We start from the raw sequence: 14,795 nt of genomic DNA on the forward strand, positions 1-14,795 counted from the left end.
CTTGAAATGATGCTTCAAGGGCGATTGTGTTATATTGAAATAGGAAGTATTACTTAAAACTTTAGATAAAAGGAGCGATTTTGCCATGCCAGAAACAGTAAAAACAGCGGATGGTTGGTACGCCCTGCACGATTTCCGCTCAATCGATTGGACTTCATGGAAGTATGCCAGCAATGAAGAACGCGATCAGGCGATCAGCGAATTCCACCAGTTGATTGGAAAATGGGAAGATACCGAAAAAAACAAGCAAGGAAGTCATGCATTATATACGATAGTTGGACAAAAGGCAGATCTCCTGATGATGTTCGTACGTCCTACGATGGAAGAGTTAAATGAACTGGAAACAGCTTTTGAAAAGTCTAAATTAGCTGAGTTCACCTATAAAGCCTACTCTTATGTTTCAGTTGTGGAACTTTCCGATTATATGGGCGAAGTGGATGAAGAAGATCCAAATATTAAGGCGCGGTTGAATCCGATCCTGCCAAAGTGGAATCATATTTGCTTCTATCCGATGGACAAGCGACGTCAAGGTAATGATAACTGGTACGTTCTTGAAAAAGATGACCGCGCCAAGCTTATGTATGCCCACGGTATGACTGGAAGACAGTACGCAGGTAAGATTCGTCAAATCATTACTGGATCAATTGGTTTGGATGACTGGGAATGGGGCGTTACATTGTTTGCTCATGACGTACTGCAATTTAAGAAGCTCGTTTATGACATGCGCTTCGATGAAGTGACCTCTCGCTACGGCGACTTCGGTTCTTTCTATATTGGCAATATACTGAAACCAGAATCTGTAGACCAATTCCTTCACGTATAAACCTAATGAAGACAGCCCCTATCAAAGGAGGCTGTCTTTCATTTTGCAAAGTTACAGTTCACCCTTACATTTACTTCCACCTCAGGTCATCCAGATTCTGGATGACCTGAGGTGGAAGTATTTGGATGATTTATAATTTACTTAGCTGCAGACTAGACTGCTCTTTTTTGGATGTTCAGGCTTCCGATGGTGTAAAAGAGGATAAAGGCTGCGCCGATGGCAACAAGTAGTGACTGCATTGGAACAGAAAACACTTCCCCTTGAGGCATCATCATCACAAACGGCTGCACCCATGGATAAATGGGTCTGAACGTTTCCGAATTCGCAACTAAAATATTCGGTAATGTTAATATCACATTTAATGTAAATGGCGCTGCAAAACTTGACCAAATCATCGCCAGCCATAACGTGAGGGCAATTAACGGCAATGTAGCAACCAACCCACCTGCCGTGCATTTCAAGACAAATTCAGCAGGTACAGTCCCTTCAAGCCCTTTCCCATACCCTACTAACAGATAGATGGCAAAAAACATCAGCTGATTGATAGCAGTCAAACCAAATACAATCAAAAACTTTGCTAAATAAACCTGCTGCCTGCCAACCGGCATACTAAACAATCGCCGCCAGCCTCCATGCTGATGTTCATACCGGCAAATGAACCCAGAAAACACACTGATCATCAGCGGAAGGAGCAGCAATGAATGAGCAGGGGACATGACAATAAAAAAATATTTCCATTCATTAGATATTTCAGGTGGAAGAGAAGCTGTTAAACCTATAATGCCAGCTAAAATAGGGCTGATGAATAGCAGAAGCCATACTTTGGTTTTACGTATTTTCAAAAACTCTGAAGCTACTAATGAACGTACCATCAGGCAATATCCCTCCTTTTGAAATCAAACACACCAACTGTAATAATAAGGAGGCCGACCAATAGCCCTAGTCCTACAAATGGCAAGGGGTCTTTTCCCGGGAACATCAGCGGCCATTTCCAAATCAGCCAGTCCGGAGCTTTATAGGCATACGTTGAAAAAACAGCACCAAATATTCCTATAGCCAGCGGGCCTGCTTGATTTTTTGCCACGATCGACATCCATAGCTGCAGAGCTAAAACTGGCAATCCAGCAAAGAAGGGGTAGAAACTATTTTTCAGGATATCTAGCGTTGGAATGTTCCATCCGAATCCTAATCCGACACCAAGTGCGATCGTACCAATAAATAGTAGAATAGAAGATACCCCGATCATGAAGGCCGTCACGATAAATTTAGAAATAAACACATCTCTTCTTTTAACAGGTAAAGCTAATAATTGTTTCCAAGAAGTCTGTTTATGTTCAATCGAAGCAATTTGTGACGCTAAAATGGTCATTCCTAATAACAGGGCGGGACAAACGAACATATTGACAAACTGAATCAGACTCCCCCACCGATCAGGATACTGCTGCATGATCCATTCATATCGGACACCGTAATTGACCATTTGGAGGGCAATCACCCCAAAAGGCCCTAGAAACACGAGCAGCCAGAACCATTTGCGCTTCACTTTTAATAAATCAGCTTGCAGAATAGGAAGCATTCGCCTCTCCCCCGTCCTTCGTCAAATCCAGGAAAATATCTTCAAGGGACTGACGCTGTTCCTCGATTCGATAAACCGGAATTCGCTGATTGACTAATGTGGCTGCAAGACCAGAAATGTAATCGTCACTGCCTTCTTCCACATAAATGTACTCGTCATCATGTTCAACCACATAACCCGAAGACAGAAGTGTAGATTTAGCTGCACTGCCGTTACCTACTCTCATACGAATCTGCGGCCGAGCCTTGCTTCTTAATTTCTCAATCGAGTCTTCATAAATCATCGTCCCCTTCGAAATAATGCCAACCTTTGAAGCCATTTGGTCAATTTCACTTAACAGGTGACTGGAGATCATAACTGTGATCCCATAATCCACTGGCATCGACTTAATTAGTTCTCGCATCTCATGGATGCCTGATGGATCAAGACCATTCGTCGGTTCATCTAAAATAAGCAGCTCTGGCTCACCAAGTAATGCAGAAGCAATACCTAACCGCTGTTTCATACCAAGGGAGTATTCTTTGACAGCTCTGTCACTATCCTTTGTTAAGCGAACGATCGATAATACGTGGTCAATTCTTGATTTCGGTACCTGCAATAGTTTCCGTAAAGCTTCTAAGTTCTCTCTACCTGTTAAATGTTCATAATAAGACGGTGATTCTACAAGGGATCCGACCCTTTTGAGAATCTCAATCCTATGACTCTTTAAATCTTTATTGAACATCTTGATACTGCCGCCACTTGGTTTCATTAATCCTAACAGCATTCTAATCGTCGTCGTTTTCCCTGCCCCATTCGGTCCGAGGAATCCATAGATTTCCCCTTTTTTTACCGTAATGTCTACTCGATCAACCGCGTTTGCTTTCCTAAATGTTTTTAGCAGTCCTTTTGTTGCAATGATTGTTTCACTCATTCTCATCACCTCTATTTCAAGCATAGACGGTCAGGTTTAAATTCAAGGAACGTTTTCGTTTAAATTTTGTTTAAATTTACGAAACCTTTTGGCGTTGCATCCGTATGTTATAACGAAGGAGATGATTCCATGAAAAACCAGCCCCACATTGATTTGCCCCCCTCTGCTTTTGAGAAATTATCCACTTTTATTTCCTTTCTTGTGATGGTCATTACACTTATTTACTTGGTTGTCATCTGGAACAAGATTCCCGAAACCATTCCTGTTCACTTTAACTTGAGCGGAGAACCTGATAATTATGGCGGTAAGTGGTCCATTATTGTCCTGCCTATTATATCTCTCTTCATTTGGGTGTCCTTTACGATGCTTGAAAAATATCCACACGTGTATAATTACATCGTCACCATCCATGAACGCAACGCGGAAGCCCAATATAAAAATGCTGTGCTTATGCTTAGTGTGTTAAAGCTGGTCATTTGTCTTTTATTCTCTTATTTAACATGGGTCAGTATTCAAATTGGAATGGGGTATCAAAGTGGCTTGGGGGGATGGCAGATGTTGATCACACTTGCCGGAACCTTAGGAGTAGTCATGATTTTCCTTATTCGCTCGATACGATTAAAATAGGACGCCCGCTGCTAAGCCTGGGCGTCCTTTATTATAATATCTATTCTAGTTCCCTTATGGTTGGAGCTAATCCTTAAACGCATCCCCATTTCTCTAACCATTAAATCAACGATCGATAACCCTATGCCTGCCCCTTTCTGCGCCGACTGATCTTTCATGCCTGGCCCGTGATCCTGAAGGGTGATCATTTGTTCTGTGACAAAAATACCTGCGTAATGTCCTTGTGAAGCATAACGAACAAGATTTTGTAAAAGGTTGTCCCATACGCGCTCCATCCACTTCGGGTCCACCTCCCAGTAAACGGACATCTCCGTTGTTTGCAGGTCCACGTCTATCTGTTGTTCCTCTAAAACTGGATACCAATGGGCGGCGGTCTCCCGCATAAACCGATTCATTTCAAGCTGTTCTGGATGATAAGGATACTTTTTTCCGGACAAAAGTGTAAACGACAGCAAATTGTCAATTAGGTTGCTGACATAATCGATTTTATTATGAACCGATTGCAACTTTGCTTTTCCTTGATCACTCGTCACTTCCGGACTGATCCCATTCATGGAAGCTCTGATTGTTGTTAACGGTGTTCGCAAATCATGAGATAAATTCGCGATCAGTTCCCGACGAATCTTCTCTTCCTGCTGCTCTCGCTGACGGCTCTCTTCAAGTTCGTGCACCATCCGGTTAAAGCTTGTCTCCAATTGACCAATTTCATCGTCATAAGACTTCTTAACAGGAAGAGGAATACCTGTTTCCTTCCTAAGTTCCATTGCTTCCTGCAACCGCATCAGCCGCTTATGGAATTTCTTAAAAAACACCCACGACAGGAAGATAAAGATAATCATAATACAGCCAAATGCCACAAAAAAGATGTAATCGTAACGCTCACTCAAATTCGTAATCGGAGGATCAATATATTTACGGTCCAGTTGAACCGCCATAAACCCTTGATCCTCTGTATCCCCTATAAAAGCGACGACTGTAAACGGGTTATTGTCATAGTTGCTTTTCATAAACTGAATCGTATAGGCCGAGGACCACTGTTCAGGCAATGAGCCATCGTAATTCACGATCTCTGAAGTTTCCCCTTGCGCATTCACCCAAAACATAGCAGCAGCTGGGAACTCAGAGTGGAGTTTATGAAGCCTGGAGCTAATTTGCTCCCTTGTGGCTCCATTCAATGAATCCGCCTCTTTATGCCACCTTGCTTCAAATGAATCAAAGTCTCCATAGGGTTCATTTGGCTTTTCAACAGCAATCCCAGGCAAGTAAACAACTATAGATACAAGGGGAACAGAGATCGGAATCATTAAAACAGCAAACAAGATGAGCAGTAGATATTTCGCTTGCAGTGATTTAAGCCATTTCTTCATCCCTTCACCCTATAGCCAATCCCGCGAATTGTCTCGATAATACGTGGATTAGAAGGATCCTTCTCCAGTTTTTCTCTTAAATGTCTAATATGGACCATTAAAGATTTATCTCCTTCTCGGAAAGGTTCCTGCCAAACCCCTTCATAAAGCTGTTCCTTCGTCAAAATCTGATTCAAATGTTTCAGGAAAAACCTGAATATGTAGAATTGCTTTCCTGACAAAATAACCTCTTCTCTCGTTTCTCTATTATGAATGAGTTGGCTCTCCTGATGAATATCTAAATGAGCAATTTTAAGTGTTTGATTTCGTGATCGTTCATACTTTCTGAGCTGCACTTCGATTCTTTTCAACAGCTCCTCTGGATGGAAAGGTTTTGTCAAATAATCATCCGCAAATTCCAATCCTTCTAATTTATCATCAATCGAAGTCCGGGCCGATAACATAATAATTGGAATCGATGCATCCAATCGTTTCAATCGGCGGCCAATTGAGAAACCATCAAGACCTGGAAGCATCACATCCAATATGATGAGATCATAGGAACTTAAGTCAGCTGGCAGGTTGATGCCTGAAGTCAACCAGTTCGTCTCATAGTTATGGTCATTGAGCTTCTGTGTAACCCATTCTCCAATCTCCAAGTCATCCTCCAAATATAAAATGTTCACGGTGCTCCCTCCTTTTCACTGTACCTAACAGTAATCATACAACATCTAAGCCAATTTTCTAATCTTTTAATCATATCTTATGGGTGGTGGCTCATATAGTGGTTAAGAGTCAGCTTTCAGAAGGACATGTAAAAGCGAGGTGACAGTGTGGCTGTCATTCCTAAAACTACAAAAGGTGTAAAGCTGCTTGCTAGATTAATGAGAGCTGAAGCAGAAGGCGACGGCAGACTCGGGATGTTGATGGTGGGAAATACCGGTGTCAACCGTGTAAGAGTGAACTGTCTGGATTTTACAGGAATTGATTCTATTCGAGACATGGTTTTTCAGAGCCCAGGGGGATTTGAGGCTACACAAAAGGGATACTTCTACCAACGGGCACGTGAAAAGGACATTAATCTTGCACGCAAAGTGATCAAAGGTAACAGATATCATCCCGCTTCCAATTCTCTCTGGTTTTTTAGACCGCCAGGGGGTTGCCCTGCCCAGTGGTACGGCCAGCAGAATGCAGGAAGGTATAAGTCCCATTGCTTCTATAATCCTCTTAGTTCCGAATGTCCAAAAGCTTATTAATAGGTAAGGAGTGATGATCATGGATAAACATCAACAAGGACCACAAGATGAACAAGGAGGTGGCAAGAAACAGAATCCGGCCCCTTATTATCCTTCAGTAAACTACTACCCAGGTATGCCTTATAGACAAGGTGGCGGCTCGCAGACAGGGGCCCAAGGCGGGGGAATGCCAGGTATGCAGGGCGGCGGTATGCCAGGTATGCCGGGCATGCAGAACAATGGTATGCCAGGCGGTGGTATGCCAGGCGGTGGTATGCCGGGAATGCAAGGAGGTGGTATGCAAGGTATGCAAGGCGGCGGCATGCAAGGAATGCCAGGTATGCAAGGCGGCCTTCAGGTTCCTCAAATGCCTCAGACGCAACAGACAGGGGCTTACAACCCTCAAGGTATGCTGCCTATGCAAGAATCGTACATTGAAAACATCTTACGATTAAACGAAGGAAAAAGAGCCACGGTTTACATGACTTTTGAGAGCAATGAACAGTGGAATGCACAAATATTTAGAGGAATTATAGAAGCTGCTGGACGCGATCACATTATTTTAAGTGATCCGGAAACGGGCAAACGTTATTTATTGTTAATGATCTATTTAGATTACATCACATTCCCTGAAGAAATAAACTATAGCTATCCATACGGCAGTTCTCAATGAATGAGCTAATACTCACCACGTTAATAACATGTAGAGAGCCCACTATGACATAGTGGGCTTCCTGCATCATTCTAATTCAAAGAGGGTAATGATTATGAAACACCCCTATGAACAGTACTACAAATTGCAACTAGCTACATTGCTGGCAGCTGTTATCCTTGCCATTGTTGCCCTTTTCAACTTAGGCCACCAATGGATTGTGCTGCTCATGTTTTACATTTTAGCTGTCAGCCTGGCTATTGAAGCTTTCATTGAGTTAAAAAAGCAGCAACTGGTCTCCTGTATAAGCCAGCTGCTGCGTGCAGTCATTTTGTTTATTTTTGTTACGATTCTTTATTTTTAAAGATGTTTAAGAACAGCATATCCAAGCAAGATCCAGCCGATCAAAAACGACAACCCGCCAAGCGGTGTAATCATAGCAAATGTTTTAATACCGGTAGGTGCATAAATATAGAGACTTCCTGAGAACAACAGGATTCCAATGAAAAAGAACCATCCTGCACTTGTCATCATCCCGGTCTGGATTTTGCTCATTAGTAATCCCGTTACGAGTAATGCCATCGTATGGAACATTTGATAGTCCACTGCTTTTCCCCATTGACCTAATGCTTTCTCAGAAACCTTCCCCTCTAATCCGTGTGCACCAAATGCACCCAGTACTACGGCAAAAAAACCGTTTATAATCCCCAGTATTAGGAATAACTTCATGATCTTCACTCCCTAAAAATCAAAGATTGACTTTCCATTTGCCTCATCATGGTTCAGGCTCGATTTATCCTCGGACCTTTCTGGGACAGGTTTATCAGACCCCATCATCTGACGAATCTCCTCAACAGTAGGCTCATGTATAGACTCAGACGAATGTGTGGACTCTGACCCTTCTTCCAATACAAGATCAGAAAGCAATTTTACAGCACGGATATGTTCACGAACTTTTTGATCATCCCCATGATTCAACATTGCTTCCTGAATTTCACTAGACATCTTTTTTAAAATGGTTTGATTCGTTATAGCCATTTCTTACTGCTCCTTTTGAGTGATATTCCATACCACATGTTCTACGTTTATCATCTTAACATGCCGTTGATCTTTATGTCTCACAAGAACAAAGGGAATCCCGAAGTGGAATTCCCTCACAATGTTTATTAAATGATACCAAGTGCTTGCAAGAAGATAAGAATAATAACAATGGGCGCAATATATTTGACGATCTTATACCAAATCCCGCCTACCATTGAATTCTCCATATCGGCACCCTGCAAAGCCTGCTCTTTGGTAAAATACCATCCTACAAACAAGGCCATCGAAAGGCCTCCCAATGGCAGAAGGATGTTAGAGGCGATAAAGTCCATGGAATCTAAAATGTTGTTATTGCCTATTGGGGTTACCCCAGACCATACCCCAAAGCCTAGAGATACAGCAATTCCAATCACAAACATTGTGATCCCGACTAGTATAGTCGTAAACTTACGCGACCAATTAAAGATCCGCATAAAGTATGCGGTAGGAACCTCAAGCATGGAAACTGACGAAGTTAAGGAAGCAATTATAATAGCAAAGAAAAATACAATTCCTATTATTCCGCCAAGAGGCATGTGTTGAAAGATTCCTGGCAGCGTTATAAAGACAAGCTTCGGTCCAGATGCTGGATCAATGCCAAAAGCAAATACGGCAGGGAAAATTACCACACCCGAAATAACGGCAAAACTGGTGCCTACGAGGCCGATTCCGAGAGTTGCCCCAGGCAATTTATTTTCTTCTGAAAGATAACTGCCATATGTCAGCATCGCCCCCATTCCAAGACTGAGAGAGAAGAATGCCTGCCCCAGTGCTGCTAAATAGATCGATGGATCACGAAGAGAGGACCAGTCCGGATAGAATAAGAACTTCAGCCCTTCCACCGCCCCATCTAATGACACACTATAAACCGCAAGGACAATTAGGATGATTGCTAGAATAGGCATAAATAGTTTATTAATAAATTCGATACCTTTGTTCACTCCGCCTAACACAACAAAGATTGTAAAAGCCATAAACACGGCCGTCCAGAAGACAGGGTGCCAGGCATGTGTCGTAAACTCTCCAAATGCCCCAGCATAGCCTGCAGCTGGCTGAGTGAAAAATTCACCGGTTAGATACTTCCAGAAATAATAAATGGACCAACCTGCGACAACACTATAGAATCCTAAAATTAGAAATGCACTAATCACACCGAAAAATCCGGATAGAAACCACGGGGTTCCAGGAGCAAGCTTTTTAAAAGAACCGACTACATCGCTCTGTGCTTTTCGACCAATACTAACTTCCGTTAATAAGAGAGGCACGCCAATTAATAAGACGAATACAAGATACAGAAGTAAAAAGGCGCCTCCTCCATTATTTCCCGCTACGAAAGCGAATCGCCAAATATTTCCCAGCCCTACAGCTGAACCTAAGGCGGCAAGCATAAAGCCCAGTCTCGTTCCCCATTTTTCCCTTGCCATAGTCTCTTCATCTCCTTTCATTCTATTTAAATATTCCTCAGCATATCATATATTCAAGGCATGCACGACAGACAACAGACAATTGCAATTTATTTACAGCCTGATATCAATTGTAGAAGTTGTTGAAGTCTTTGACGGAGTAGGGTCTTTGACTTTCCATTCAAATTGCATGCAACTTATTCCCGTTGTTCTTAAAATGAAGTCTGACGGCATCTCTTTTCCTTTAAACCCATAAGCTTTGCATCCTCGCGGGAATTTCGGGTTCCAGGTAGAAAAGAAATGCTTACACTTAAAACAATTGACCTTATCCATGCTACCCCTCTTTCTAGACAGTTATATGATAGAATCATAGCACAGCAAAACTAGATTCACTAGGATGTGTAATCATGCAAAAATGGTTCGGACCTTGGATCAATCAGCCGTTCCAGCTCTTTGGAACATCTCACCTTATCATGCTCATCGTATTTTTGTTGGGGATGATAGTCTTATATCTGTTTTCCGCAAATATTAGAAAAGGAACACGTACACATCAAGTTATAAGGTGGGGGTTATTCTCCCTGCTCATAAGTTGTGAAATAAGCTATCAAATATGGACGGTTACAAATGATGTGTTCTCTCCAGCAGAGCATCTGCCCTTGCACTTATGCGGTGTTGCTTCTCTTATTGCCATGATCGGATTACTCACTTATCAGAAGAAATTGATCCAAATCAATTATTTTATTGGCATTATTCCTGCCATGCTGGCTCTCATTACGCCGGACATCCCCCATGGATACGAGCACTTTCGATTCTGGAAGTTCTTTTTACACCATATGGCAATCCCATGGGCAAGCTTCTTCTTAATCTTAACCTCCTCTGTCTCTATTAATAGGCGGGTTATGTTCGAAACGTACAGTTACCTTATCCTATATGCGGTTATAATCAGTTGTATGAATCAACTGATCGACTCAAATTATCTTTACCTTAGCGGACCACCGGCTGCAAACACTCCTCTGAATTACTTAGGGGAAGGATTATGGTACTACTTGAACTTATCGCTGCTTGCTCTGGCAGTCTTTTCATTTATGCTGTGGATTTATCGGGGAGGTCGTTTTATGTTCGGTATAAAAAAGTGAATGTAATTGGAATAAGACGATTCGCGGATATATCTGCATTTTAGCTGTTATATTTTAATTATCGCGGAAAAAAGGAATTTATCGCGAATAAACACATTTTCATGGATTTCACATAACTATATTTACTTTTCTTTCCTCCACTAGTAGATTACTATTAGAAATAGAAAAGTTATGGAAGGGAGAAATGTTATGGAAATCAAACCGCTTGCAGATTTCGCGTCATTCACCACTATTCAAAGCCGCTGTTACCCCGGGATGGGACTCACAACAGTGGAGGATAAACGAAAAGCAACTGAACACCGCGAGAAGATGGACCAATACGATCGTGTACACCATATCGGAGTCTATGAGGATAACCAGCTTGTAGGCGGGTATATCGACTATTCTCTGCCCATGAATGTTTATGGCCAAACGATACCGACTAAAGGTATTGGTACCCTGGCGGTTGACCTCCCTTATAAGAAGCAGGGCATCGCGAAACGTTTAGTCAAACATACCATCGAACAAGCGAAGCAAGATGGTAATCCTCTTGTACACCTTTATCCATTCCGGCCTGACTTTTATCGAAAAATGGGATTCGGATTTGGACCGCAATTAAGCCTGTATCAGTTCTCACCTGGTCAGCTTCCCTACTTCGATGATACACCTGCAGCGACCCGGATCGAGGACCAAGAAGAAGTTATGGATTTCTACAATGATTGGGCTGAACAAACACATGGTGCCTGCCATAAAGCTGATTATGAATTTCGACACATCCCCATGGAGCATACGGACGTGATCGGTTGTCGTATCAACGATAAACTCGAAGGTTACATGATCTTTGAATGTAGACGGAAGCAGAATGATACATTCCTGAAGCATGATTTACATATTACTGACTGGTTTACTCAATCGGATGAAGCCTTTCAATCACTCATTAATTTTCTTCATAATCAAAAGGATCAAGTGCGGTCCATCGTGTTTCCCACATATGATGATTCTTTGGCCTTTTTACTGGATGATCCGAGGAATGTTACAGAGGATCTGATCTTCCGTATGTATCATGAAACACACAAGCGAGGAACGGGAGTCATGTATCGCATTGTCGACTTGCCGCTGTTCATGAACTACATAAGTGACCACTCCTTTGGCCTTGAGAGTATGACCGTACATTTCGAAGTGGAAGATACGCTAATGAAGACCGAACAAACAACTTACTCTTATCGCTTTGAGGAGGGAAAACCAAAAGTATGTGATAGTCGTGATGACGGGATACAGCTCACTATAGATATTGCTGATTTATCTTCCTTGCTAATGGGGTGTGTCCAGCTATCAACGCTTGTACGATTTAAAAGGGCTGAGGTCCATGGGCCGGACAACATGAGGTCACAGGTTAAACGACTTTTTGACTCTCCCAAGAAACCAGAGAACTGGTCATCTTTTTAATTTGCCGTAATAAAGACTAGCCAGGTGTTACAGGTATCCTTCGCAAGGTACACGTTACACTTGGCTAGTCGTTTTTGGTTAAAATACATAAGGTGAATAGACAAAGATGATAATCATCACCCAGATAAAATCAACAAAATGCCAATAATAATTGAATATTTTTTGCTTTTCATTAAACAAAGCTGATGGAAGGTTTCTTTTTAATTGAAACATCAGCAGCACCATCCAGCAAAGGCCAAAGGCAACGTGAGACGCATGCAGTCCAACTAGCGTATAAAACGAAGCCATGAAATTATTCATCGATATCGTGTATCCCTCGTGGACTGCATATTTATAGAATTCATGCACCTCGAGCCCCAGGAACACAGCACCGAGCACAAACGTTGTGATCAGGCCAATCCACACTTTCACTCGGCTTCCGTCCTTTAGCCCTTTTTCCGCGATCAGCAAAGTTGCACTACTAGGCAGCAAGAATACAGAGGCCATGATCACAGATCGCAGGTCAAACGCTTCTGTTGGGGTAACCCCTTTTGAAGGAGGAGTAAAAATAATGTACGTAGCAAATAAAGTTGCAAACATAACGGCCTCTACCCCTAAATAAATATAAAAGCCTAAGCGCTTATCACCGAATAACTCACGTGACACCGACTGATTCATTATGACCTCTCCTCCTCTCGATATGCCTGTCTGCGCTCATCGGTTAACGATCGGATAACCAGGAAGGATAGCACACCCGCTCCTAAAATAACCTGCAGCCAAACCCAGTGATAGATAAAAGCAATGCTTAAGGCCATCATAACACCTGCCAGTATAATGGGCTGATAGGTTTCAACGGAAATCGGAGAAGGCCTGGGGTCATCGGCATATTCAAGGCCCTTATTGTTGACTTTCCTATACCAGAACTCATCCATACGTTTCACCTTAGGCATCGGATTAAAAGGATGCTCGGGTGCTGGTGAGGCAACAGACCAATCCAGTGTCCTTCCATCCCAGGGATCTCCGTTTGCTTTTTTGCCGTATCGATGAGTCTTGTAAAGGTTCCAGATCACACACAGCATACTAATTCCCATCAAGTAGGCGCCGACTGTACTTATCGCATTAAAAATAAATACATTATCCGCCCATGTGTACGTGTAGACCCGGCGCGGCATTCCGTTTAATCCAGCAAAATGCTGAGGCAGGAATGTAAGGTGAAAGCCAATCAAAAACAACCAGAAATGCCAGCGTCCCAGCTTATCATCAAGTACTTTTCCTGTCATTTTCGGATACCAATAATAGATGCCCGCAAAAGCACCTAAAATTGTTCCACCCACCATAGTGTAATGAAAGTGAGCTACAACGAAATATGAATCGTGGTACTGGTAATCCGCCGCTGCTACAGCAAGCATAACCCCTGTAACTCCACCCATAACAAACGTTGGGATAAAGCCTAAGGCAAATAACATTGGAGTTTTCATCCGGATGACTCCGCCCCGCATAGTAAATAACCAGTTAAATACTTTGACCCCAGTAGGGATGGCGATCAACATGGTTGTAATGGCAAAAACGGAATTCGCCAATGGCCCCATTCCAACTGTAAACATGTGGTGAGCCCATACCATGAAACCTAGCAGCCCGATCAAAGCCAGCGCAATCACCATAGAAGTGTACCCATACACCCTTTTTCTGGAAAAGTTCGAAATAACATCAGAAAATATTCCAAAAGCAGGCAATATAAGAATATAAACTTCCGGATGGCCGAAAATCCAAAACAGGTGCTGCCAGTAGACTGGTGAGCCTATTTCTCCAGTGAAGAAAGATGTCCCGTAAAACCGGTCAAACATTAACAGAACTAAAGCTATCGTTAAAACCGGGAAAGCGACCAGAATCAGAGATGAAGTAACAAGGGTAGACCATGGAAACAGCGGCATCCTTGATAGCTTCAGTCCTGGAGCTCGCAGCCGAATGATCGTTACAATCATGTTGATGGCTGTGAAGATTGTCCCAAGCCCCGAAACCTGTAACCCCAATATGTAATAATTAATATTAGGTCCCGGTGTATAAGTATCCGTCGATAGCGGTGCATAAGCTGTCCAACCTGCATTAGGAGCCGAATTCATAAAAAACGACATGTTAAAGATCAGCCCGCCCGCTAGAAAAAACCAAAAACTAATCGCATTTAGATATGGAAAAGCTAAATCATTCGCACCGATTTGCAGCGGTACAGCGACATTCATTAGACCGATTAATAATGGCATCGCTACAAAAAAGATCATGATCGTTCCATGGGTAGTAAACACTTCGTTGTACTTGTCGCCCTGAAATACCCAAAAGTCGTTGTTTGGCACAGCGAGTTGTGTGCGAATCAACATAGCATCCATACCTGCTCTAAAGAAAAAGATAATAGCAAATAAAATGTACATGGTACCTATTTTACGGTGGTGTGTTGTCCTCATATATTCGAATACAACAGGCCATTTTTTTAATTTCGTCAGCCACACAAGCAAAACAATCCCCACTATTATTGTAAATATCCAAGCTGCTACAACATCAGAAGGGATTTGACCGATTGATGGTAAATTCATAGTTTGTCCACCTGC

The 14,795-nt window shown here is 42.5% G+C and carries 17 protein-coding genes; 7 read left to right on the forward strand and 10 right to left on the reverse strand.

Annotated features, from left to right (window positions below; all coding sequences use genetic code 11):
• Positions 1 to 85: 85 nt before the first annotated feature.
• Positions 86 to 823, forward strand: coding sequence for a hydrogen peroxide-dependent heme synthase (hemQ, locus tag G6R08_RS07970; protein ID WP_163527493.1), 738 nt, complete (start codon positions 86 to 88; stop codon positions 821 to 823).
• 152 nt (positions 824 to 975) lie between these two features.
• On the opposite strand, the gene G6R08_RS07975 is transcribed toward hemQ, so the two are convergent.
• The 3 genes from G6R08_RS07975 to G6R08_RS07985 are packed head-to-tail and all read right to left on the reverse strand — an operon-like array spanning position 976 to position 3,312.
• Complete coding sequence (locus G6R08_RS07975; protein ID WP_163527494.1) at positions 976 to 1,695, reverse strand: ABC transporter permease; 720 nt, start codon at positions 1,693 to 1,695, stop codon at positions 976 to 978.
• Positions 1,695 to 2,399, reverse strand: coding sequence for an ABC transporter permease (locus G6R08_RS07980; protein WP_163527495.1), 705 nt, complete (start codon positions 2,397 to 2,399; stop codon positions 1,695 to 1,697). The genes G6R08_RS07975 and G6R08_RS07980 overlap by 1 nt, the downstream gene beginning before the upstream one ends.
• Entirely contained in the window at positions 2,377 to 3,312 is a 936-nt protein-coding gene (locus G6R08_RS07985; RefSeq protein WP_163527496.1) for an ABC transporter ATP-binding protein, read from the reverse strand. Before G6R08_RS07985 ends, G6R08_RS07980 begins: the two co-directional genes overlap by 23 nt.
• A gap of 129 nt (positions 3,313 to 3,441) precedes the next feature.
• On the opposite strand from G6R08_RS07985, the gene G6R08_RS07990 reads away from it, so the two are divergent.
• On the forward strand, positions 3,442 to 3,939 hold the full coding sequence (locus tag G6R08_RS07990) for a DUF1648 domain-containing protein (protein ID WP_163527497.1): 498 nt from the start codon (positions 3,442 to 3,444) through the stop codon (positions 3,937 to 3,939).
• 11 nt (positions 3,940 to 3,950) lie between these two features.
• Here G6R08_RS07990 and G6R08_RS07995 read toward each other — a convergent pair whose 3' ends face one another.
• Positions 3,951 to 5,306: a HAMP domain-containing sensor histidine kinase gene (locus tag G6R08_RS07995; protein ID WP_163527498.1), complete on the reverse strand. Its 1,356-nt coding sequence runs from the start codon at positions 5,304 to 5,306 to the stop codon at positions 3,951 to 3,953.
• On the reverse strand, positions 5,303 to 5,971 hold the full coding sequence (locus G6R08_RS08000; RefSeq protein WP_163527499.1) for a response regulator transcription factor: 669 nt from the start codon (positions 5,969 to 5,971) through the stop codon (positions 5,303 to 5,305). Before G6R08_RS08000 ends, G6R08_RS07995 begins: the two co-directional genes overlap by 4 nt.
• A gap of 147 nt (positions 5,972 to 6,118) precedes the next feature.
• Here G6R08_RS08000 and G6R08_RS08005 point away from each other — a divergent pair, with 147 nt between their 5' ends.
• The 3 genes from G6R08_RS08005 (at position 6,119) to G6R08_RS08015 (ending at position 7,536) form a co-directional block, all read left to right on the forward strand.
• A complete protein-coding gene (locus G6R08_RS08005; RefSeq protein WP_163527500.1) occupies positions 6,119 to 6,541 on the forward strand; it encodes a cell wall hydrolase in 423 nt (140 codons plus the stop codon).
• A gap of 19 nt (positions 6,542 to 6,560) precedes the next feature.
• Positions 6,561 to 7,193: a spore coat protein GerQ gene (gene gerQ, locus G6R08_RS22440; protein ID WP_420810384.1), complete on the forward strand. Its 633-nt coding sequence runs from the start codon at positions 6,561 to 6,563 to the stop codon at positions 7,191 to 7,193.
• Between the two features lie 94 nt (positions 7,194 to 7,287).
• Positions 7,288 to 7,536, forward strand: coding sequence for a hypothetical protein (locus G6R08_RS08015; RefSeq protein ID WP_079528427.1), 249 nt, complete (start codon positions 7,288 to 7,290; stop codon positions 7,534 to 7,536).
• On the opposite strand, the gene G6R08_RS08020 is transcribed toward G6R08_RS08015, so the two are convergent.
• The 3 genes from G6R08_RS08020 to G6R08_RS08030 form a co-directional block, all read right to left on the reverse strand.
• Complete coding sequence (locus G6R08_RS08020) at positions 7,533 to 7,901, reverse strand: DUF423 domain-containing protein (RefSeq protein WP_163527501.1); 369 nt, start codon at positions 7,899 to 7,901, stop codon at positions 7,533 to 7,535. The two genes, G6R08_RS08015 and G6R08_RS08020, sit on opposite strands and share 4 nt — an antisense overlap.
• 12 nt (positions 7,902 to 7,913) lie before the next feature.
• Complete coding sequence (locus tag G6R08_RS08025) at positions 7,914 to 8,210, reverse strand: YwdI family protein (RefSeq protein ID WP_163527502.1); 297 nt, start codon at positions 8,208 to 8,210, stop codon at positions 7,914 to 7,916.
• A 128-nt stretch (positions 8,211 to 8,338) separates the two neighbouring features.
• Positions 8,339 to 9,676 carry a sodium-dependent transporter gene (locus G6R08_RS08030; RefSeq protein WP_163527503.1) on the reverse strand — a complete coding sequence of 446 codons (1,338 nt, stop codon included), beginning with the start codon at positions 9,674 to 9,676 and terminating at the stop codon, positions 8,339 to 8,341.
• A 386-nt stretch (positions 9,677 to 10,062) separates the two neighbouring features.
• Between G6R08_RS08030 and G6R08_RS08035 the strand changes: the two genes are divergently transcribed.
• Positions 10,063 to 10,791 (forward strand): YwaF family protein, encoded by a 729-nt coding sequence (locus G6R08_RS08035; RefSeq protein WP_163527504.1) that lies wholly within the window; start codon positions 10,063 to 10,065, stop codon positions 10,789 to 10,791.
• A gap of 189 nt (positions 10,792 to 10,980) precedes the next feature.
• Positions 10,981 to 12,216, forward strand: coding sequence for a GNAT family N-acetyltransferase (locus tag G6R08_RS08040; protein WP_163527505.1), 1,236 nt, complete (start codon positions 10,981 to 10,983; stop codon positions 12,214 to 12,216).
• 78 nt (positions 12,217 to 12,294) lie between these two features.
• Here G6R08_RS08040 and G6R08_RS08045 read toward each other — a convergent pair whose 3' ends face one another.
• Complete coding sequence (locus tag G6R08_RS08045; RefSeq protein WP_163527506.1) at positions 12,295 to 12,873, reverse strand: cytochrome c oxidase subunit 3; 579 nt, start codon at positions 12,871 to 12,873, stop codon at positions 12,295 to 12,297.
• Positions 12,873 to 14,780: a cytochrome c oxidase subunit I gene (gene ctaD, locus G6R08_RS08050; protein WP_163527507.1), complete on the reverse strand. Its 1,908-nt coding sequence runs from the start codon at positions 14,778 to 14,780 to the stop codon at positions 12,873 to 12,875. Before ctaD ends, G6R08_RS08045 begins: the two co-directional genes overlap by 1 nt.
• Between the last annotated feature and the right edge of the window lie 15 nt (positions 14,781 to 14,795).

Source organism: Halobacillus ihumii, assembly GCF_902726645.1.
Classification (GTDB): domain Bacteria; phylum Bacillota; class Bacilli; order Bacillales; family Halobacillaceae; genus Halobacillus_A; species Halobacillus_A ihumii.

What these genes read in the sequence shown, in the direction of transcription:
- hemQ (WP_163527493.1), top strand. Translation starts at nt 86, where the DNA reads ATGCCAGAAACAGTAAAAACAGCGGATGGTTGGTACGCCCTGCACGAT.
- G6R08_RS07975 (WP_163527494.1), bottom strand. Translation starts at nt 1,695, where the DNA reads ATGGTACGTTCATTAGTAGCTTCAGAGTTTTTGAAAATACGTAAAACC.
- G6R08_RS07980 (WP_163527495.1), bottom strand. Translation starts at nt 2,399, where the DNA reads ATGCTTCCTATTCTGCAAGCTGATTTATTAAAAGTGAAGCGCAAATGG.
- G6R08_RS07985 (WP_163527496.1), bottom strand. Translation starts at nt 3,312, where the DNA reads ATGAGTGAAACAATCATTGCAACAAAAGGACTGCTAAAAACATTTAGG.
- G6R08_RS07990 (WP_163527497.1), top strand. Translation starts at nt 3,442, where the DNA reads ATGAAAAACCAGCCCCACATTGATTTGCCCCCCTCTGCTTTTGAGAAA.
- G6R08_RS07995 (WP_163527498.1), bottom strand. Translation starts at nt 5,306, where the DNA reads ATGAAGAAATGGCTTAAATCACTGCAAGCGAAATATCTACTGCTCATC.
- gerQ (WP_420810384.1), top strand. Translation starts at nt 6,561, where the DNA reads ATGGATAAACATCAACAAGGACCACAAGATGAACAAGGAGGTGGCAAG.
- G6R08_RS08015 (WP_079528427.1), top strand. Translation starts at nt 7,288, where the DNA reads ATGAAACACCCCTATGAACAGTACTACAAATTGCAACTAGCTACATTG.
- G6R08_RS08020 (WP_163527501.1), bottom strand. Translation starts at nt 7,901, where the DNA reads ATGAAGTTATTCCTAATACTGGGGATTATAAACGGTTTTTTTGCCGTA.
- G6R08_RS08025 (WP_163527502.1), bottom strand. Translation starts at nt 8,210, where the DNA reads ATGGCTATAACGAATCAAACCATTTTAAAAAAGATGTCTAGTGAAATT.
- G6R08_RS08030 (WP_163527503.1), bottom strand. Translation starts at nt 9,676, where the DNA reads ATGGCAAGGGAAAAATGGGGAACGAGACTGGGCTTTATGCTTGCCGCC.
- G6R08_RS08035 (WP_163527504.1), top strand. Translation starts at nt 10,063, where the DNA reads ATGCAAAAATGGTTCGGACCTTGGATCAATCAGCCGTTCCAGCTCTTT.
- G6R08_RS08040 (WP_163527505.1), top strand. Translation starts at nt 10,981, where the DNA reads ATGGAAATCAAACCGCTTGCAGATTTCGCGTCATTCACCACTATTCAA.
- G6R08_RS08045 (WP_163527506.1), bottom strand. Translation starts at nt 12,873, where the DNA reads ATGAATCAGTCGGTGTCACGTGAGTTATTCGGTGATAAGCGCTTAGGC.
- ctaD (WP_163527507.1), bottom strand. Translation starts at nt 14,780, where the DNA reads ATGAATTTACCATCAATCGGTCAAATCCCTTCTGATGTTGTAGCAGCT.